The following is an 18,416-nucleotide window of genomic DNA, read 5'->3' on the forward strand; positions in this document are numbered from 1 at the left end:
GGGGGGGGGGGGGGGGGAGCCACACGAGCCCGCCGGCGAGCACGAGGAGCGAGGCGGCGAGCACGCGTCGAGCGCCGGCACGACCGATCAGCGCCGGGACGACGCCCGCGACGACGACCAGGGCACCGGCGAGCGGCAGCTGGGTGAGGCCGGTCGTGAGGGCGTCGTACCCGAGCACGGCCTGCATGAACACGGAGAGCGCGAAGAACAGCGCGACCATGGCGGCGCCGCCGAGCAGCATCACGACGTTGCCGAGGACGAGGTCGCGGTTGCGGAACACCGCCAGCGGGAGGAGCGGCTCCGGCGCGCGACGCTCGATCAGGAGGAACACGGCGCCGAGCACGAGCGCGACGGCGAAGAGCCCGAGGGGCAGAGGGTGGACGAAGCCGAGCTGCTCGACCGCGCTGAACGCCCCGACGAGGGCGACGAGTGCCGCGGTCACGCTGATCGCACCGGCCGCGTCGAGGCGACCGGAGGCGCGGACCGTGTCGCGGGTGATGAGGAGCGGGACGGCGATGAGCACGACCGCCCCGACCGGGACGTTCACGAAGAACACCGACTGCCACCCGAGGGTCGCGGTGAGCACGCCGCCGAGGAGCACGCCGGCCGCGGAGCCGATGCCCGCGACGGCACCCCAGACGCCGAGCGCTCTGGTGCGTTCGGCGTCGTCGGGGAAGAGGTGCGTGAGCAGGGCGAGGGCCGCGGGGGCGAGCAGCGCGGCGGATGCCCCCTGGAGTGCGCGCGCGGCGAGGAGCATCTCGGGCACGACCGAGAGTCCCGCGAGTGCCGAGGCGACGACGAAGCCCGCGGTGCCGAGCAGGAACACGCGGCGGTGGCCGTAGCGGTCGGCGAGCCGCCCGCCGAGGAGCAGGAGCCCACCGAACGCGAGCACGTAGGCGGTGATGACCCATGCGAGCGCGGCCGTGTCCATGCCGAGCTGCTGCCCGAGCACCGGAAGGGCGATGTTGACGATGGAGGCGTCGAGCACCACGAGGAACTGCGCGAGCGCGAGCACGCTCAGGGCGAGCCAACGGCGGGTGCTGCGCAGAGGGGCTGCAGCGGAGGCGAGTGGGGTGAGGGTGGTCATGGTTCTCTCTTCTCTGTCGTGTCGGTCGGTGTGGATGAGGGGGGAGTGATTACTCACTCACTCTCGCGAGCACGCGAAAGGGTGCGACCGCGGGCGGCTCACTCGGGGTGGGTGATGCCCGCAGTCAGGAGGGCGACCCAGTCCTCGGGCCGTCCGTCGAGCTGCGTGGTGACGATGAGGTGGCAGAGCTGCCCGTAGGCGATGAAGCGCTGCACGTCCTCGTCGCTGCCGCCGGAGCGGGACTGGACGTAGGTGGTGATGCGCCCCAGCCCCGCGCGCAGCGCTTCACCGATCACCTCGATGTCGGCCACGGACTGCGCGTGCACCTGGAGCATGAGCAGCGTGCGGTCGGAGATGAGGTGGGCGTAGGCATCGCCCATCGCTTCGAGCACGGTCGCGGGCTTCTGGTCCTCCGCGGCGTCGGCGCCCTCCTCGAGGGCGACCAGGATCACGTCGAAGCACGCGTCGAGCGCGGCGACGAAGAGCGCCTCCTTGCCGGAGTACAGCTTGAACACGTAGGCCGGGGAGATCTTCGCCTCGCCCGCGACATCGGCCACGGTCGTGCCGTGGAACCCCCGGCGCGCGAACGCACGCAGAGCCGCAGCAGCCACGAGCGGACGGCGGGCGTCGGCCGTGGAGAGGACGGAGCTTCGGGTGGCGGGCATGAGAGTGACTGTACACTCACTCTTGCGAGTGGGGCAAGAGGTGCGGTGGTTGTGCGGGGCTGTGGCGGGGGGACGGTGCACGAGGTCGCGGTGATGCGCGGACTGCAGCGGCGGGAGGTCCTGGGCAGACGCGTCGTGGGTTCGCAGGGCTGCGGCGGCAGCCTGATGAGTCTTCCGGGTCGGTGTGTCCGCATAGGCTGGATCGTCTGCCTCTTCCTCTGAGGCGCCTTCCCCCTGGAGCCCCCATTGTCTGTATCGACGACCATCGACCGCGCCCGCTATCGCGACCACCCGTCGGTGCTCACGGCGCTGAAGAACCCGCGGATGCTGACGCGCGAGGTGCTCGCCGGGCTCGTCGTGGGGCTCGCGCTGATCCCGGAGGCGATCGCGTTCTCGGTGATCGCGGGGGTGGACCCGAAGGTGGGACTGTTCTCGTCGTTCATCATGGCGGTGTCGATCGCGTTCCTCGGCGGGCGCCCGGCGATGGTGACCGCGGCGACCGGAGCCGTGGCGCTCGTGATCGCGCCGGTCGCGCCGACGTACGGGCTGGACTACTTCATCGCGACGGTCATCCTCGCCGGGATCTTCCAGGTCGTGCTCGGAGTGCTAGGCGTCGCGAAGCTCATGCGGTTCATCCCCCGCAGCGTCATGGTCGGGTTCGTGAACGCGCTGGCGATCTTCGTGTTCAGCTCGCAGTTCCCCCAGCTGATCGACGTGCCGTGGCTCGTGTATCCGCTGGTGGCGCTCGGGATCGTCGTGATGCTGGTGATGCCGAAGCTCACGAAGGTCGTGCCGGCGCCGCTCGTGTCGGTGATCATCGTGACCGGGGTGGTGCTCGCGTTCGGCATCACGGTGCCCACGGTCGGCGATCAGGGCGAACTGCCGCGCAGCCTGCCGGAGCTCTTCATCCCGAACGTGCCGCTCACGTGGGAGACGTTCACGATCATCGCGCCGTTCGCGCTCGGGGTGGCGCTGGTCGGGCTGATGGAGTCGCTGCTCACCGCGAAGCTCGTCGACGAGATCACCGACACCCACTCGAATAAGACGCGCGAGTCGTGGGCGCAGGGCGTCGCGAACGTGTTGTCGGGGATCTTCGGCGGCATGGGCGGCTGCGCCGTGATCGGTCAGACCATGATCAATGTGAAGGCCTCGGGCGCCAGGACCCGCATCTCCACGTTCTGCGCCGGGGTGTTCCTGTTCCTGCTGGTGGTGGTGTTCGGCGACTTCGTCGGGACCATTCCGATGGCGGCACTCGTAGCCGTGATGGTGATGGTGGCGATCGGCGCGTTCGACTGGCACTCGATCAAGCCGTCGACGCTGAAGCGGATGCCGAAGAGCGAGAGCTTCGTGATGCTCGCCACGGTCGTGCTCGTGCTGATCACCCACAACCTGGCGGTGGGCGTTGTGGGCGGCGTGCTGGTCGCGTCGGTGCTGTTCGTGCGGCGGGTAGCGCACTTCGTGACCGTGACGCGTTCCGTTGCGGGCGACGTGGTGACGTATGTCGTGCAGGGGGAGCTGTTCTTCGCGTCGAGCAACGACCTCACGACGCTGTTCTCCTACACGGACGACCCATCCCGCGTTGTTGTTGATCTGTCGGGATCGCACGTGTGGGATGCGTCGACCGTTGCCGCGTTGGACGCGATCGAGACGAAGTACGCGGCGCTGGGGAAGACGGTGGAGATCGTCGGGATGAATCACTCGAGCGGGACGATGCACGGGCGGTTGACGGGCGGGTTCGAGTAGAGGGCGCGCTCAATACCGGGAGGTAGGCGGAGCACTCGCATCGCGTTGCTCCTTCGCATCATGTACGGCCAGATCGCCTCCGGCGCTGTACAACGGGAGCCGATAGCCCTGCCGTTGATACGTCAGAATCATCTGCTCTTCCCGCGCGCACGACTCCCCGAAATATCGGTACTGTTCGGAATGAAATCCGAGCGTAAGGACGGCAATGATGCCCGAGACAACACCGCAAGGCTGGTACCCCGATCCCCACCAGCCCGAGCAGCAGCGCTGGTGGAACGGCACGGAGTGGACGACGCATACTGCCCCACTCAACCTCGCCCCTGCTGCGGCATCTCCCACCGCACCAGGCGAAACGAAGTCGTCGGGTCTGAAGATCGTCATCATCACGGCGGCCGTCGTCTTGGCTGTGGCGCTGCTCACGCGGAGTCTCGGCGTGATCTTGATGCTCGCAGGAGTCGTTCTGTTCTTCGTGGCGGTTTACGCAATCGCACGAGGGTCAGCCAGGTTCTTCCGTGTTCGCTCCCGCGGGGCCGGCTGGGCCGCGCTAGGCATCGCTTTCGTGCTGATGTTCGTCGGCACGGGAGCCAACGCCGCCCTCGGAGGCCCTGGATCCAAATCGACGAACGCAGATTCGACAAGCTCGGCTGCTAAGCCACTCGCCTCGTCCGCAACGGACGAGCCCACGCCCTCGTCGGTGGCCGCAACCTTCGAAGAGGTCGATGTGTCGACCGTGATCCCGTTCGATCGCGCGACGGTCAATGACCCGCAGATCGATGTCGGCCAGACGGTCGTCACAACGGCAGGAGTTGCGGGAACGAAAGTCACCACTTTTCGCGTGAAGTACATCGACGGTGCAGAGGTCTCGCGCGAAGTCGTGAGCGAGACCATCACCGTGGCTCCCGTTTCGGAGATCACCTCGATCGGTACCCGTCAACCGGCACCTGCACCCGTGCCCCTGGTGCAGCCGGCCGCAGACTGCCACTCCAGCTACGCAGGCGTGTGCGTGCCGATCGCCTCCGACGTGGACTGCGACGGCGGGGGCGGAAACGGTCCCGCCTATGTCCGGGGACCGCTGCAGGTTGTCGGGCCCGATGTGTACGAACTCGACCGCGACGGCGATGGGATCGCCTGCGACTGAGTCGGCGTTGAGGAGGCTCGGCCCTTCGCTGCTCGCGCCGTCCCTCACGGCCGCCAGTTCGGGACGACTCATCGGTGATCATGGCGCGGAGGCGGCGAACCGCTCGTTCGCGCCCAGTCGCCCGAGTCCCTAACTGCTAGCGTCGCTCCCATGCCGAGCCAGGAGACCCTTGCCGCCCTTCGCGCCTTCGTCGCCGAGCGAGATTGGGATCAGTTCCACTCTCCGGAGAACCTGGCGAAGAGCATCTCGATCGAAGCGGGCGAGCTTCTCGAGTGCTTTCAGTGGTCTGCGGACTTCGACCGGGAGCAGGTGGAGGCCGAACTGGCAGACGTCATCACGTACTGCATCCACCTTGCGAACAAGCTTGGTGCCGACCTTGATGACATCGTCATGAAGAAGCTGGAGTCGACGAAGGCGAAGTACCCCGTGGAACTCGCGAAAGGGCGCATGACGAAGTACACCAAGCTGTCCGAGGCGCCCGAGTGACAGAGTTCAACATCCAGCGGCTCCCATTTCAACGCGACGCCGTCGATACGTGGGCCCGTGACGACACCCGGCACACCAATTGGCCTGTCGTCTATGTGATCGAGGGGAGCACTCAGCGCACGTCGCCCGGGCTCTATGTCGGAGAAACGGTGAACGCCGCGAGCCGGATGCGTCAGCACCTCGCGGGATCAAAGCGGCACGAGGCTCTCGAGTCGATCCGGGTCGTCGTTGACCACACCTTCAACAAGTCCGTGTGCCTCGACCTCGAGTCGCACCTTATTCGGTGGTTCTCCGGTGACGGCCGATATCGCATCCTCAACGGCAACGACGGCCTCACGGACGCGCAATACTACGATCGCGACCTCTACCGTGAGTCCTTCCGGGACGTGTTCGAGGCTCTCCGCGCCGAGGGGCTTTTCTCCCGAAGCATCCCGCAGATCGAGAACTCCGATCTCTTCAAGCTGTCGCCCTTTAAGGCCCTCACGGACGACCAGGGCGTCGCGATCATGGACATTCTCGAGGGCCTACTCGACGATCTTCACGATCCCTCCGCCCGGTCGACGCTCGTCGTTCAGGGCAACCCGGGAACGGGCAAGACGATCATCGCGATCTTCCTCATGAAGCTGCTCGCCGACATCCGCGACTACCAGGATCACGACGGCGTCGAGCCGGACTCGATGTTCTCCGAGTTCTTTGTTCCGGAAAATCGTGAGCTACTTAAGAGCCTTCGCATGGCTCTTGTGATTCCTCAGCAGTCGCTCAGGGAGTCCGTGAAGAAGGTGTTCAAGAAGACGCCGAAGCTCAACGCGGGAATGGTGATGTCACCGTTCCAACTGGGCGAATCGGATGACGAGTTCGACCTCGTACTCGTCGACGAGACTCATCGGTTGGGCCAGCGCGCGAACCAAGCATCGGGCGTGCAGAACAAGAAGTTCCGAGACATCAATGCGGCTCTGTTCGGCGAAGACGACCCCACTTACACACAGCTCGACTGGATCAAAGCTCGAAGCAGACATCAACTCCTGCTGGTGGATGGCGAGCAAAGTGTGCGGCCGCATGATCTCTCGCCATCTGCACTCGATGCCGAGGTGAGAGCGGCGAAGGACGCGCACCGCTTTTTCCGTCTGACCACCCAGATGCGCGTACGGGCGGGAGCCGATTACGTCGAGTTCATCCGCGCGCTGCTGCGGGAGGAAGCGCCAGTGCTCCCCGACCTCGGCGAGTATGAACTCCGCCTCTTCGACGACCTCGGCGAGATGCGCGAAGCGATCCGATATAAGGACGCCGAAGTCGGTCTTTCGCGACTCGTCGCAGGCTACGCGTGGGACTGGGTGTCCAAGAAGAACCCCGACGAGTTCGACATAGAGCTCGACGGCGAGCGCCTGCGGTGGAACGGAACAGATAAGGACTGGATCAATTCACCGGGAGCGCTCGAGGAGGTCGGGTCGATCCACACCGTCCAGGGATACGACCTCAACTACGCGGGCGTCATCATCGGGCCGGACCTCCGCGTAGACGCCACAACCGGCCGGATCGTTGCGGACCGCGAGAGTTATCGCGACAAGAAAGGCAAGGAGAACACCGGCCATCTCAAGAACTCGTTCGGCGACGACGACCTGCTGACCTTCATCCGCAACATCTATGGGGTGCTGCTCACGCGGGGGATGCGCGGGACGTACGTATATGTGTGTGACCCCGCGCTTCGCAAGCGCCTCGCCGCTGCATTTAGGAGCTAGCCCCGAACCGCTCCCCCGAGCTCACCTGCTGCGCCACGCGTCTCAACGCCAGCAGCAGCGGCTCCACCAGCACCGACCCGAGCACCACGTACCGCACTGCCGCCTCAGCGGACTCCCCCGGCACCCCCGCGATCTCGGCATCCGCGATGCGTCGCGCCGACCGCAGGTACTCGCGCATCACGGCCTTCGGCACGACGAAGCCCGCGCGCTCCAGGCCGTCCAGCGCCCGGGCGACCGCGTGCAGCACTGCCTCGTCGCACATCCCCGGCTTCCATCCGAGACCCTCGACCAGGGCTTCCGCCTCCGCGAGATCCACGGACTCCTCCACCGGCGGGGTGATCGCGGCGTGCGCGGTCCCGAGTAGCTCGTGCGGATTCGCGGGCGGGTCGTCCAGCGCGCCGAGCACCCGGCGCGTCTCGGCGATGCTCACGCCGGCGTCGAGCAGCGCCCGGATCACCCGCAGCCGCTCGACGTGCTTCTCGCCGTACGCGGCCTGGGTCGGCGACGTCCGCTCGCCCTCGGGGAGCAGCCCCTCGCGCAGGTAGTACTTGATCGTCGGCACGGTCACGCCGGTCTGCGCCGACAGTTCGGAAATCCTCATGGCCACCTCTTGACATCGATAGTAGCGCTATCCAGTATGGATAGTGACGCTATCCAATCGAAGGAGACACCATGTCCCAGGTCGTCACGGGCCGCATGACCCACCACTACGACGGCGAGCTCGTCGTGTTCCACATCGGCATGCAGATCAACCGCTGGTGGCGGCCCGACCTGTGGCTGCCCGCGTTCGTCGCGATGCCCCGGATGCTCCGCGAGCTGAGCACGGACCCCGACTCCGGGCTGCTCGGCTACCAGCTTCTCCTCGGCTCGGGCGGCCCCTACGTCGTGCAGTTCTGGTCGTCGGTCGAGAAGCTCTACGCCTACGCCTCGAACCCGAACCAGGAGCACCGCCCCGCCTGGACCGCCTTCAACCGTGCCGCCCGCAAGGCGCCCGGCGCGGTCGGGGTTTGGCACGAGACGTTCCTCGTCGACACCGCCGAGAGCGTCTACGTCTCCACCAAGCGCATGGGACTCGCCGCCGCCACGCAGCACGTCGAAGTGCCCCGCCGCCACGACCGCGCCCAGGCGCGCTTCACCGACGGACGAACGGAGGCGACGAAGCCGCTAGCCTCACCACATGCCCCATGAGCTCGTCTGCTTCCAGGTCGCCGATGGTGACTTCTGACCACATCCGTCCCTGCATATCGCCGGGCCACCGTCGTTCGGGGTAGCGTGCCACTGGTCCCCTCGGCAGACAGGTGCTCCACCCGGCGCCGCCCCCGGCCGCGGACGACCCCGCGCGTGCACCCGCGTGCGGCATAGGACCTCGCGCACCACCCTGTGCGAGCCCGACCGGAAGGCGATGATGCCCGACACCTCGAAGACCCCGTCCCACTCGGTCTGGCGGCGCAAGCCGGTCAGCGACATGACGGAGGAGGCCGCACGCAGCGGCCTGCACAAATCCCTCGGCCTGTGGCAGCTCACGGCGATCGGCGTCGGCGGCATCATCGGCGTCGGGATCTTCTCGCTCGCCGGACTCGTCGCACACGGCGACGCCGCCAACCCGGGTGTGGGACCGGCCGTGCTCATCTCGTTCCTCATCGCCGGGCTCGCCTCCGCAGCCGCCGCCCTGTCGTACGCCGAGTTCGCCGGCATGATCCCCCGCGCCGGCTCCGCCTACAGTTACGGGTACGTCGCGCTCGGCGAAGTCGTCGGCTGGTTCATCGGCTGGGACCTCCTGCTCGAATACGTGGCCATCGTCGCGGTGGTCGCCATCGGCATCTCCGGCTACCTCGACGCGTTCCTCTCCGGCTTCGGCATCCACCTGCCGCTCTCCGTCACCGAGACCGCCGACGTGCCGGGGGGCGCCGTCAACGTGCCCGCGATCGTGATCTGCCTGCTCGTGACGTTCCTCCTCAGCCGCGGCACCCAGACGTTCGGACGCTTCGAGCTCGTCGCCGTCGCCATCAAGATCGCGCTGATCCTCGGCATCGTCGGCCTCGGCATCTTCTACATCAACACCGAGAACTACGACCCCTTCATGCCCAGCGGCTTCGGCCCCGTCTTCACCGGCGCCGCCACCGTGTTCTTCGCCGTCTTCGGCTACGACGCCATGAGCACCGCCGCCGAAGAGGCCAAGGACGGCCGCAAGCACATGCCGAAGGCCATCATCCTGTCGCTCATCATCGCGATGCTGCTGTACGTCGCCGCGACCCTCGTACTCACCGGCATGCAGAACTACACCGAGATCGACCCCAAGGCCGGCTTCGCCTCCGCGTTCACGGGCGTGGGCCTGCCCGTCGTGGCCGCCATCATCTCCGTGTTCGCGGTGCTGTCGATCCTCACCGTCATGCTCACCTTCCTCCTCGGCGCGACCCGCGTCTGGTTCTCGATGAGCCGCGACGGGCTCCTCCCCGGCTGGTTCAGCAAGGTCGACCGCCGGGGCGTGCCGCAGCGCGTCACCTGGATCGCCGGCATCGCCTCCGCCTTCTTCGCCGGCGTCTTCCCCATCCGCGCGGTCGCCGACCTGACGAACATCGGCATCCTCGCCGCGTTCGTCGTGGTGTGCGTCGCGGTGATCGTGTTCCGCTACACGAAGCCCGACGCCCCGCGCACGTTCCGCCTGCCCTTCATGCCGGTGGTCCCGATCATCGGCGTCGGCTTCTCCCTGTTCCTGATCTCCCAGCTGCACTGGGAGACCTGGCTGCGCTTCGCCGTCTGGCTCGTGATCGGCCTGATCATCTACTTCCTCTACGGCCGCCGCCACTCCCTCATGAACCCCGACAGCCCCCGGCACCGCGCGGAGAAGAAGTCGTGAGCGGGAGCCCGACCCGCGGAACCGCCCGGGAGCGGGGAACGGTCGTCACGCTGGTGCTGCTCGGCACGGCGCTTCCGACGGTCGCGACCCTCCCGCTGTTCCACGACGTCGCGTGGGTCCTCTGGCTCGCTGCTCTGATACTTCTCGGAGTCGCGTTGGCTGTGGTGGGAAGCGCCATTCAACGGGGACGAGGCCCTGACGACTCCTGACCTCGACCGTCGATCCGCTCCGCGATCCCCTGCAGCAGCAGCAGCACCGTCGCGTCGACGCGCTCGGCGCTCAGGGGCTGACCGATCAGTGCGGCGTACGAGGCCATCGCGATGAACTGATCCGCGATCGCGGCGGCGTCCACGTCTGCCCGCACAACACCGGCCGCACGACCGCGCGCGATGCGGTCGCCGACCCACTCGCGGATCGGCGCCGCGAGCTTCTCGTTCAACACCAGCCCGAGCTCCGGATCGGCCGCGGTCACCTCGATCAGCGCCCGCGCGAGCGCCACCCCCTGCGGCCGGGCGAGCCCCGCGGACACCGCCGTGAACCAGGCCCGCAGATCCGCGTCGAGGTCGTCGGTCATCGGTACCGTCACGTCCGCGCCTGGCAGGGTGCCCTCGAGCAGCGCCTCGCCGAGGATCGCGGCCTTCGTCTTCCACCAGCGGTAGATGGTCTGCTTCGACACCCCGGCTGCCTCCGCCAGACCCTCGATCGTCACGGCCTCGTAGCCGTCCTCGGCGAGCGCGCGCCGCATCGCGTCCAGCACGGACTGGCGGGCTTTCTCGCTGCGAGGACGGGGCACCCATCGAGCGTACAGAGGCGTACACTGGAACATAAGTAGACGCACCGTTGCGAAACCCGAGCAAGGAGAAAGAGCATGGCCCTCACCGCACACTCCACCATCGGCGACTGGATGAACGACCCGACCGGCGGCCCGCTCATCCGGGGACTCTTCGAGCAGACGGGCGCCGACCCCGAGCTCCTCACCCCCGTGCTCGGCCTGCCCCTGCAGCAGCTCGTCGCCATGAGCCAGGGCCAGCTCCCGCAGTCGGTCGTCGACGACCTGGTGCGCGCCGCCAACAACGGCGAGATCCCCGAAGACGACGCCTCCGAGGGGTGGACCGAGAAGGTCACCGCGGGCCGCTTCGCCGGCAAGACCGTGATCGTCACGGGCGCCGCCTCCGGCATCGGCAAGGCCACCGCCTCCCGCATCGCCCGCGAGGGCGGCCGCGTGATCGCGAGCGACATCGCCGCCGAGAAGCTCGACGCCCTCACGGCCGAGCTCCCGGAGGCCGACATCGTCACGGTCGCGGGCGACCTCACGAAGCAGGAGGCCATCGACGCGGTGCTCGCCGCCGCGGGCGACCGCATCGACGGCCTCGCCAACGTCGCCGGCATCAACGACGACTTCTCCCCCGCGGGCGAGACCCCCGACGCGGTCTGGGACCGCGTCATCGCGATCAACCTCACCGCCCCGTTCAAGCTCATGCGCGCGGTCATCCCCGTGATGGAGAAGGCCGGACACGGCGCGATCCTCAACGTGTCGAGCGAGGCCGGCCTCCGCGGCAACGCCTCGGGCAACGCCTACACCGCCAGCAAGCACGGCATCATCGGCGTCACCAAGTCGGCCGCCTTCATGTACGGGCCGAAGGGCATCCGCGTGAACTCCGTCGCCCCCGGCGGTGTCGCCACCGGCATCCCGATGCCCCCGCACATGTCGGAGTACGGCTCCGGGCGCCTCGCCCCGTTCCAGCAGGCCATCCCCACCGTCGCGACCGCCGAGCACCTGGCCGCGTCGATCACGTTCCTGCTGTCGGACGACGCCGTGAACATCAACGGCGCCATCCTCGCCTCGGACGGCGGCTGGTCCGTCCAGTAACGCGACTCCGTGAGACCGACGCCCCCGCCGACCCGAACGGCGGGGGCGTTACTCGTGGGATCGGACCAAGATCGTTAGTCACGGTGAACTCCCGCGCTGCACGCGGGCGGCCTCCGACAGCATGGATCACGCCGGGGCCGTCGGTGTCGCTTCAGGGTGGTCGGGAGGGCTTCATGGCCGGGAGATGCACAGCGCAGGCCGGGGTCTTCTGATGGCCGTCGGATTCTCACTGTCCACGCTCCTTGCCTCCATCGCTCTCGTTGCGGGCATCGGCTGGTTCACGGTCACCGCCCTGAGACGCGTTCTCGGCGCCCGCCCGAACCGCTTCCCGAAGAGCCGGAATAGACATAGCGACGGGGGCAGGGAATCACGACGCGGGTCGGAAGACGACGAGTGCTGAGCGCAGATGAGTTGGCTCAGGCGCGCGCCGCGGTGGAGGGGCACCTGGTGCGTTCGCTCGCACTCGCCGGACTCAGGGACATCCGCGTGGATCCCGCGATCGACATCGATGGCGCGGGCGCATGGATCAGGCTGTCGGTCGTGGTCGACGGCCACGCCGTGGCGATGAGACGGATCGTGCAGGTGTGGAGTCCCGACCGGAACACCCCATCACCCGAGTCCGAAGCGGACTTCCTCTTTGTCGCGCTTCTCGAACACCTCGACCAGGGGCCGCCACCACCCGTGAAGCGGGGAAGATCGAACGAACGCCTCGACGGACACTGCCGGCGACCGGAATCGGGCGTCACAGCTTCGGATGGGTGAGAGCGGCAGTACCGCGGGTCGAGGTGCACTGTCGTTACGATGCCCGGATGACGTACCTCGACCTGTGTGAGCGCTTCATCGATCGGGAGTTCCCGGCGGCGGAGATCGCGGTGATCGGCGGCAGCACGGCCCGCGGCGACCGGACGGCCTCCAGCGACATCGACCTCCTCGTGATCGGCGACGCGCTGTTTCCGAACGACGGGACGAGCCTGGCCGCGACCTACCGCTTCGAGGGAGAGATCTTCGAGGTGTTCGCCTACACGCACGACGGCTACCGGGAATGGGCGCGCGGCGGGATCGATCAGCACCGGCCCGTCATCGTCCACATGCTCGTCGAAGGCGAAGAGGTGCGCGGCGGCCAGGCCCTCACCGCGCTCCGCGAGGAGTGGGGCGCGCGACTCGCAGACGGCCCGACCATGGACGAGCATGAGCTCGCGCTGCGGCGCTACATGATCACCGACCTGCTCGACGATCTGCGCGACGCCACCGACGAGCTGGAGCGGAACGTCATCGCCTGGACGCTGTTCTCCCGGGTCGCGGAGCTCGTGCTGCTCACCGAACGGCACTGGATCGGAACGGGCAAGTACCTCCCGCGGCGGCTCCGCGACCTGGACCCCGCCCGCGCGGAGCGCCTCGCCGCACCCCTGCTCCACGGCGACCTCACCGCGTTCGCGGCACGCGCGGACGAGGAGCTCGCCCGTGCCGGGGGTCGCGTGCAGGACGGCTTCGTGCGCTGACGGCTACACCACCCCCACAAGCTCGTCCCGCACCCAGGACCGCAGGGTCGTGGGGGTCGTGGTCACGAGCGAGCGCGGTTGCTCCGGGGTGAAGTCGTCGCGCAGCCCGGTGGACATGCCCAACACCGCCTCCGCCATCGCCTCCGGCATGCCCGCAGCCTTCAGGCCCTGACGCAGGTCGTCGTCGGCGATGCGCTCCACCGTGACCTCGCGGCCGAGCTCGTGCGTGAGGATGCCGGCGACCTGCGCCCAGCTCAGATCCTCCGGCCCGTGCACCGCCTGCACCCGCCGCCCGCTCCACTCGCGGTTGAGCAGGGTGAGCGCGGCGACCTCGGCGATGTCGCGCGGCGCCACCCACGGCATCGTCGAATCGAGCGGCAGCACCGTCGACAGCCGCCCGGCCCGCAGCGACTCCGCGTCGAGTAGCAGGTTGCTGAAGAAGTAGCCGCAGCGCAGATGGGTCACAGCGATGCCCAGGGCGTCGAGCGCCACCTCGGTCGCGGCGAGCCCGTCGATCTCGCCCGCGCCGTGACGCTTCTCGGCACCGACGCTGCTCTGGAACACCACCCGCCCGATGCCGTTCCGCGCGACCGCGCCCACCAGGGCGTCCGTCGCCCGCGCGTAGTCGGCGAGCGGATCCTCCGACATCACCGACGGATCCACCCAGTACAGGGCGTCCACGCCCCGGGTCGCGGCGCTCACCTCCTCCGCGTTCTGCGAGTCGGCGCGGGCGATCTCGACGTGCGGCCGCAGCTCCGCCGCGATGCGGTCGGGGGTGCGCGTGAGCAGGAGCGGACGGACGCCGGCGCGCACCAGCATCCGCGTCAGGTGCCGGCCGACATGGCCGTTCGGGGTCGTGACAGCGATGCGCATGAGGGATCCTCTCGTTTGATGTCCGCCCACGTTAGAACCAGATACGGCCTGATCCTGGCCGTATCTCGCGGGATCATGGAGGCGTGGACACTCCGTCGAACCGCACGCTCCGTCTCCTGTCCCTCCTGCAGACCGGCGGCGAGTGGAGCGTGCCCGAGCTCGCCGCACGCCTGGAGGTGAGTGCCCGGACCGTCCGCCGCGATGCGCAACGCCTCCGCGACCTCGGCTACGACGTGCGCTCCCGACCCGGACCCGGCGCCGCCTACCGCCTGCGCCCCGGCACCCGCATCCCTCCGCTGCTGCTCGACGCGGACGAGGTCACCACGATCATCACGGCTCTGCTCGTGCTCGAGACCGGAGACCCCGCCGACCCCGCGCCCGCGGTCGCCCGCGCCAAACTCGAACAGACCCTGCCGCCCGCGCTGCGCCGCCGAGCCGCCGCCACCGCCCTGTCGACGCAGATCCTCCAGCCGAAGACGGCCGCCGTGGACTGGGCACTCGTCGGCACCCTCGCCGACGCGGTCGCCCAGGGCTCGCGCCTCACCTTCGACTACACCGACCAGCACGGCACCGCCTCCGCGCGGACCATCGAGCCGCACCGCCACGTGCGGCGGACGTCGCGGTGGTACGTCGTGGCATTCGACCTCGATCGCGACGACTGGCGGCTGTTCCGCCTCGACCGGATGGGGCACGCGCGGATCCTTCCGGGCACGCACACCCCGCGCGACTTCCCCTTCGCGTCGGTAGAGGCGTGGCTCACGAGCGACTTCGGGCGGACGGACGCGACGGTGGCGGGATCCGCAGGAGTGATGTGAGATGTGGTGCGCGGGTGCGGGGTGCGGGCTACGGGGTGAGAAGGCGGAGTCTCGCGCGCAGACGCGCACGCCGCCCGGGTCCGCGGAGCGCCCCCGCATCGGTCCGCAAGGCCCTGTCCCCCCTCCCGAGCCGCCCGTACACTCCCGGGCATGCTGAAGATCGTGTCGATCGTGATCCGCGTGAACGACCTCCCGGCCCAGGCCGCGTTCTGGAAAGCCGCCCTCGACTACGTGGAGCGCGACCCCGCCGAGGACGACTGGCTCGTGCTGAAACCGCGCGACGCCGAGACGCCGTGCATCGCGCTCGACGCCCACCACTCCGAGCGGGTGCTGCCGCCGCGCATCCACCTCGACATCTACGCCGAAGACCAGGCCGCCGAGGTCCGGCGACTGGCCGAGCTCGGGGCGCGCGAGGTGCACTGGGACGGCAGGCCCGACGACGCGGACTACATCATCATGGAAGACCCCGAGGGCAACCGCTTCTGCATCGTCGACCGTCCGGACTGGCGCGGCTGGGAGTCCTGAGCCGGCCCGGGCGCGGGGTCACACCCCGGCGCCGCGGGCGCGAGCCGCCCGGACGAGGGCGGCGTTGCCGGGGGCATCGGTGCCGTCGGGAAGGAGCAGCACGTCCTCCAGGCCGATCCGCGTGTCGAGCCCGAGCTCCACGGCGAGGTCGAGCGCGGCCCAGGCCGACCGCTCCTCCCCGTGCAGCAGGATCGGCAGGTCGGGCTCCTCCTTGGCCACGTGCGCGACCAGGCCCTCCGCGTGCGCACGCACCACCTCGGCGGCCTCGTCGGGTAACTCGACGAGCACCCGCACACAGTCCCCGCGCACCGGCGAGTGCCGCCACACCTCCAGGCCCGCCGCGTCCCAGATCCCCGCCTCCACGCCGATCCCGCGACGCCGCAGCAGGACGGCCACCTCATCGGCCCCCGCCTCGTGCCAGTTCACCGAGGCGTAGTCGGGCAGCTCGGTCCACGACTCGATCGCGGCGAGCCGTCGCGACACGTCGGGCTCCGCCCATGCGCCGGTTGTCACGCCCACGGGCACCCCGGGGCATGCCGCGCGGACGGCCCCGAGCCACCGCTGCACGTCCCGCGAGTCGAGCGAATCGCGGCCCGACGCATCCTTCGGGTGCACGTGCACCTCCGCCGCACCGGCCTCGAGCGCCGCCGCGGCGTCTTGCGCGACCACCGTCTCGTCGGCGCTCAGCCAGGGATGCGACGCCACCTCGCGCGCGCCGTTCGCGCACACCTGCAGCAGCATCGGCGCGTTCACCACATCAGGTCGCGCGGGTGCGCCTCGTTCGGAGCGACATCCTCGGACGGCCCTTCCTCGGTGCGCACGAAGTGCTGCACCTGTCGCGCGACCGCCGCCCCGCGACCGACCTTCACCGCCTCGTCCATCGACTCGAAGCTGCTCCCGAGCGTGTGCGACTCGCCCTGGATGCGGTTGAACCAGATCCCGTTGCGCGAGAAGGTCTCGATGTCACCTGCGGCCATGCCCCTGCCTTTCGTCGTCCCTCCTTTCTACGTGAGGCGACCGACAGCGAAGAGGGCCTTGACACGGTGTTTCCGCCCACGGCGCCGGCCCCATCTGCGCACAACTCCTCCGATCCACGGCGGACCTCGCGCACCCTGACCGCCGCCGCGCGGCTTCGCTGATAACGTTCCCTTCAGATCGCGGACACCACGGCTCGGAGGCAGGAATGAGCGAGAGGGCGCACCGGCCGACCGTGAAGGAGGTCGCCCAGCGCGCGGGCGTCAGCCCCATGACGGTGTCACGCACGCTGTCCGGCGGCGTGAACGTGAAGCCCGAGGTACAGCAGCGGGTGCTCGCCGCGGTCGCCGAGCTCGGGTATCACCGCAACGAGAACGCCCGCAGCATCCGCCCGGGTCACAGCAGCGGACTCATCGGCGTCGCGATCACCAACATCGCCAACCCGTACTACAGCACCTTCGCACTCGGCGTGGAGGAGGAGGCCGCCCTCACCGGACGCCGCATCCTGCTCGGCAACACCTCGGAGGACGCCGCCCGCGAGGCCGAGCTCGTCGGCGACTTCCTCGGGCGTCGCGTCGACGGACTCATCGTGGTGCCCGCGAGCACCACCTCCACGCACCTCGCCCACTCGCAGAACCAGGGCGTGCCGGTGGTGCTGGCCTCGCGCCGCATCGACGGGCTCGCGGCCGACAGCGTGGTGCTCGCCGACGAAGACGGCGCGTTCCGCGGCACGACGGCCCTGATCGACGGCGGTCACACCCGCATCGGTTATCTCGGCAACGCCCTGTCGATCTTCACCGGCGAGCGCCGCCATGCCGGGTTCGTGCGGGCGATGGAGACGCGCGGCGTCCGGGTCGACCCGCACCTGGTCGCCACGAACCAGCAGACCGTCGAGCAGGCGCGCGATGCCACCCGCGCGCTGCTGCGGGCCAAGAACCCGCCGACGGCGATCTTCTGCGCCAACAACCGCAACGCGATCGGCGCGCTCAAGGAGATCAGCACACAGCTCGCCACGGGGCTTCGTGCTCCGGCCGACTTCCCCGAGCTGCTGAGCTTCGACGACTTCGAGCTCGCCGAGCTGTCGCCCGTACCCATCAGCGTTATCGACCACGACCCGCGAGAGCTCGGTCGCACGGCCGCCCGCCTGCTGCTCGACCGTCTCGACGGCGGCGATCGCGAGGCGCCCGCCCGCGAGGTCGAGCTGCCGGTGTCGCTCCGCGGCGTGCGCTGAACCACCCCTCGCCGCGGATGTTGACACTCCTCGCCCGCGTTGATAACGTTACCAATCATCGACGAGGAGGCCGGATGGAGCTGTGCATCGATTTCGGGGGAACCGAGATCAAGCTGGCCGTCATCGACGGCGACCGCGTCCTCGCGTCGAACCGGCTCCCCGTGCGCGGCACCGCCGCCGACCTCGCCGACGCGGCCCTCGACGCCCGCCGTCTCCTGAGCGAACTCGGTGCCGAGGCCGACGCCGTGGGCATCGCCGTCCCCGGCGTGGTCGACCCCGCGACCGGGCGCATGCGGCACGCGAACGCCAAGTACGACTTTCTCCGCGACTTCGACCTCGGCACCTGGGCCCGCGCGGAGTTCGGGCTGCCCGCCGTGGTGGAGAACGACGCCCGCGCGGCGCTGATCGGCGAGACCTCCGCGGGCAGCGCCCTCGGCGAGCGCGACGCCGTGCTGGTCACACTGGGCACGGGCATCGGCACGGCTGCGCTCCTCGACGGGGTCGCGCTCCGCGGCCGCACGGGTCACGCGGGCATCCTCGGCGGACACCTCACGGTCGACCTCGACGGCCCCACCTGCCCGTGCGGCAACATCGGCTGCGGTGAAGCACTCGCCAGCACCCGCGCACTGCCGGCGGGCGTGAGCATGACCGAGGTCTTCACGACCGACGCGCACCCCGAGCTCCGCGACCGCTTCCTGCACGTCTGGGGCGCGGTCGTCACGAGCCTCGTGCACTCCTACGACCCGGCCGTGGTGATCCTCTCCGGGGGCATCCTCCGCGCGGGTGCCGCGATCAGCACGCCCGTCGACGAGTACCTGCGCGCACACCTGTGGCCGTCGCTCACGCCCCCGCGCCTCGTCGTGCCGCCCGAGCCGGAGCTCTCGGTCGCCCGCGGCCTCAGCGTCCTCGCCCGCGA

20 protein-coding genes are annotated in these 18,416 nt (G+C 69.2%); 13 read left to right on the top strand and 7 right to left on the bottom strand.

The annotated features are described in order from the left end of the window. Together DW309_RS11655 and DW309_RS11660 are read right to left on the bottom strand one after the other, a co-directional pair. On the bottom strand, nucleotides 1–1,087 hold a 1,087-nt coding region (locus DW309_RS11655; protein ID WP_136045463.1), incomplete at its 3' end, for an MFS transporter. A gap of 98 nt (nucleotides 1,088–1,185) precedes the next feature. Continuing rightward, a complete protein-coding gene (locus DW309_RS11660; protein WP_136045464.1) occupies nucleotides 1,186–1,752 on the bottom strand; it encodes a TetR/AcrR family transcriptional regulator in 567 nt (188 codons plus the stop codon). A 246-nt stretch (nucleotides 1,753–1,998) separates the two neighbouring features. Here DW309_RS11660 and DW309_RS11665 point away from each other — a divergent pair, with 246 nt between their 5' ends. From DW309_RS11665 to DW309_RS11680, 4 genes are all read left to right on the top strand, one after another. Next, nucleotides 1,999–3,495 (top strand): SulP family inorganic anion transporter, encoded by a 1,497-nt coding sequence (locus tag DW309_RS11665; protein ID WP_136045465.1) that lies wholly within the window; start codon nucleotides 1,999–2,001, stop codon nucleotides 3,493–3,495. A 205-nt stretch (nucleotides 3,496–3,700) separates the two neighbouring features. Next, nucleotides 3,701–4,633, top strand: coding sequence for a G5 domain-containing protein (locus DW309_RS11670; RefSeq protein WP_136045466.1), 933 nt, complete (start codon nucleotides 3,701–3,703; stop codon nucleotides 4,631–4,633). A 150-nt stretch (nucleotides 4,634–4,783) separates the two neighbouring features. Next, complete coding sequence (locus DW309_RS11675; RefSeq protein ID WP_136034464.1) at nucleotides 4,784–5,119, top strand: nucleotide pyrophosphohydrolase; 336 nt, start codon at nucleotides 4,784–4,786, stop codon at nucleotides 5,117–5,119. Continuing rightward, entirely contained in the window at nucleotides 5,116–6,855 is a 1,740-nt protein-coding gene (locus tag DW309_RS11680; protein ID WP_136045467.1) for a DUF2075 domain-containing protein, read from the top strand. The genes DW309_RS11675 and DW309_RS11680 overlap by 4 nt, the downstream gene beginning before the upstream one ends. On the opposite strand, the gene DW309_RS11685 is transcribed toward DW309_RS11680, so the two are convergent. Continuing rightward, entirely contained in the window at nucleotides 6,845–7,456 is a 612-nt protein-coding gene (locus DW309_RS11685; RefSeq protein ID WP_136034468.1) for a MerR family transcriptional regulator, read from the bottom strand. The genes DW309_RS11680 and DW309_RS11685 overlap by 11 nt on opposite strands. A 71-nt stretch (nucleotides 7,457–7,527) precedes the next feature. Between DW309_RS11685 and DW309_RS11690 the strand changes: the two genes are divergently transcribed. Next, nucleotides 7,528–8,043, top strand: a complete 516-nt coding sequence (locus tag DW309_RS11690; RefSeq protein WP_136045468.1) for a DUF4188 domain-containing protein — start codon at nucleotides 7,528–7,530, stop codon at nucleotides 8,041–8,043. A 214-nt stretch (nucleotides 8,044–8,257) separates the two neighbouring features. Next, nucleotides 8,258–9,712, top strand: coding sequence for an APC family permease (locus DW309_RS11695; RefSeq protein WP_240753197.1), 1,455 nt, complete (start codon nucleotides 8,258–8,260; stop codon nucleotides 9,710–9,712). Nucleotides 9,713–9,890: 178 nt separating this feature from the next. Here the strand turns inward: DW309_RS11695 and DW309_RS11700 are convergent, their stop codons facing one another. Beyond that, a complete protein-coding gene (locus DW309_RS11700) occupies nucleotides 9,891–10,505 on the bottom strand; it encodes a TetR/AcrR family transcriptional regulator (RefSeq protein WP_240753198.1) in 615 nt (204 codons plus the stop codon). Between the two features lie 75 nt (nucleotides 10,506–10,580). On the opposite strand from DW309_RS11700, the gene DW309_RS11705 reads away from it, so the two are divergent. The 3 genes from DW309_RS11705 to DW309_RS11710 all read left to right on the top strand — a co-directional run bounded on the left by DW309_RS11705 (nucleotide 10,581) and on the right by DW309_RS11710 (nucleotide 13,081). Then, on the top strand, nucleotides 10,581–11,582 hold the full coding sequence (locus tag DW309_RS11705; protein ID WP_136045469.1) for an SDR family NAD(P)-dependent oxidoreductase: 1,002 nt from the start codon (nucleotides 10,581–10,583) through the stop codon (nucleotides 11,580–11,582). 393 nt (nucleotides 11,583–11,975) lie between these two features. Next, entirely contained in the window at nucleotides 11,976–12,344 is a 369-nt protein-coding gene (locus tag DW309_RS19605; RefSeq protein ID WP_168387255.1) for a hypothetical protein, read from the top strand. A 47-nt stretch (nucleotides 12,345–12,391) separates the two neighbouring features. Further along, complete coding sequence (locus DW309_RS11710; protein ID WP_168387256.1) at nucleotides 12,392–13,081, top strand: nucleotidyltransferase domain-containing protein; 690 nt, start codon at nucleotides 12,392–12,394, stop codon at nucleotides 13,079–13,081. Nucleotides 13,082–13,084: 3 nt separating this feature from the next. Here DW309_RS11710 and DW309_RS11715 read toward each other — a convergent pair whose 3' ends face one another. Next, entirely contained in the window at nucleotides 13,085–13,954 is an 870-nt protein-coding gene (locus DW309_RS11715) for an NmrA family NAD(P)-binding protein (protein ID WP_136045471.1), read from the bottom strand. 83 nt (nucleotides 13,955–14,037) lie between these two features. On the opposite strand from DW309_RS11715, the gene DW309_RS11720 reads away from it, so the two are divergent. Next, nucleotides 14,038–14,769 (top strand): helix-turn-helix transcriptional regulator, encoded by a 732-nt coding sequence (locus DW309_RS11720; protein ID WP_136045472.1) that lies wholly within the window; start codon nucleotides 14,038–14,040, stop codon nucleotides 14,767–14,769. A gap of 150 nt (nucleotides 14,770–14,919) precedes the next feature. Next, the gene (locus tag DW309_RS11725) at nucleotides 14,920–15,294 is read left to right on the top strand and encodes a VOC family protein (RefSeq protein ID WP_136045473.1); all 375 of its coding nucleotides are present in this window, start codon (nucleotides 14,920–14,922) and stop codon (nucleotides 15,292–15,294) included. A gap of 18 nt (nucleotides 15,295–15,312) precedes the next feature. Here DW309_RS11725 and DW309_RS11730 read toward each other — a convergent pair whose 3' ends face one another. Both DW309_RS11730 and DW309_RS11735 read right to left on the bottom strand, forming a co-directional pair. Further along, nucleotides 15,313–16,047: a 3-keto-5-aminohexanoate cleavage protein gene (locus tag DW309_RS11730; protein WP_240753199.1), complete on the bottom strand. Its 735-nt coding sequence runs from the start codon at nucleotides 16,045–16,047 to the stop codon at nucleotides 15,313–15,315. Then, nucleotides 16,044–16,271 carry a hypothetical protein gene (locus tag DW309_RS11735; RefSeq protein WP_136034486.1) on the bottom strand — a complete coding sequence of 76 codons (228 nt, stop codon included), beginning with the start codon at nucleotides 16,269–16,271 and terminating at the stop codon, nucleotides 16,044–16,046. The genes DW309_RS11730 and DW309_RS11735 overlap by 4 nt, the downstream gene beginning before the upstream one ends. Nucleotides 16,272–16,477: 206 nt before the next feature. On the opposite strand from DW309_RS11735, the gene DW309_RS11740 reads away from it, so the two are divergent. After that, entirely contained in the window at nucleotides 16,478–17,500 is a 1,023-nt protein-coding gene (locus DW309_RS11740; RefSeq protein WP_136045474.1) for a LacI family DNA-binding transcriptional regulator, read from the top strand. 74 nt (nucleotides 17,501–17,574) lie between these two features. Next, the coding region (locus tag DW309_RS11745) for an ROK family protein (RefSeq protein WP_168387257.1) at nucleotides 17,575–18,416 on the top strand (842 nt) is incomplete at its 3' end.

It is taken from the genome of Microbacterium sp. K41, from assembly GCF_004794395.1.
GTDB lineage: Bacteria > Actinomycetota > Actinomycetes > Actinomycetales > Microbacteriaceae > Microbacterium > Microbacterium sufflavum.

Bases quoted from the DNA above. Each gene is read 5' to 3' on its own strand.
- DW309_RS11660 (WP_136045464.1), bottom strand. From the start codon at position 1,752: ATGCCCGCCACCCGAAGCTCCGTCCTCTCCACGGCCGACGCCCGCCGT.
- DW309_RS11710 (WP_168387256.1), top strand. From the start codon at position 12,392: ATGACGTACCTCGACCTGTGTGAGCGCTTCATCGATCGGGAGTTCCCG.
- DW309_RS11675 (WP_136034464.1), top strand. From the start codon at position 4,784: ATGCCGAGCCAGGAGACCCTTGCCGCCCTTCGCGCCTTCGTCGCCGAG.
- DW309_RS11705 (WP_136045469.1), top strand. From the start codon at position 10,581: ATGGCCCTCACCGCACACTCCACCATCGGCGACTGGATGAACGACCCG.
- DW309_RS11740 (WP_136045474.1), top strand. From the start codon at position 16,478: ATGAGCGAGAGGGCGCACCGGCCGACCGTGAAGGAGGTCGCCCAGCGC.
- DW309_RS11685 (WP_136034468.1), bottom strand. From the start codon at position 7,456: ATGAGGATTTCCGAACTGTCGGCGCAGACCGGCGTGACCGTGCCGACG.
- DW309_RS11735 (WP_136034486.1), bottom strand. From the start codon at position 16,271: ATGGCCGCAGGTGACATCGAGACCTTCTCGCGCAACGGGATCTGGTTC.
- DW309_RS11670 (WP_136045466.1), top strand. From the start codon at position 3,701: ATGATGCCCGAGACAACACCGCAAGGCTGGTACCCCGATCCCCACCAG.
- DW309_RS11725 (WP_136045473.1), top strand. From the start codon at position 14,920: ATGCTGAAGATCGTGTCGATCGTGATCCGCGTGAACGACCTCCCGGCC.
- DW309_RS11690 (WP_136045468.1), top strand. From the start codon at position 7,528: ATGTCCCAGGTCGTCACGGGCCGCATGACCCACCACTACGACGGCGAG.
- DW309_RS11715 (WP_136045471.1), bottom strand. From the start codon at position 13,954: ATGCGCATCGCTGTCACGACCCCGAACGGCCATGTCGGCCGGCACCTG.
- DW309_RS11695 (WP_240753197.1), top strand. From the start codon at position 8,258: ATGATGCCCGACACCTCGAAGACCCCGTCCCACTCGGTCTGGCGGCGC.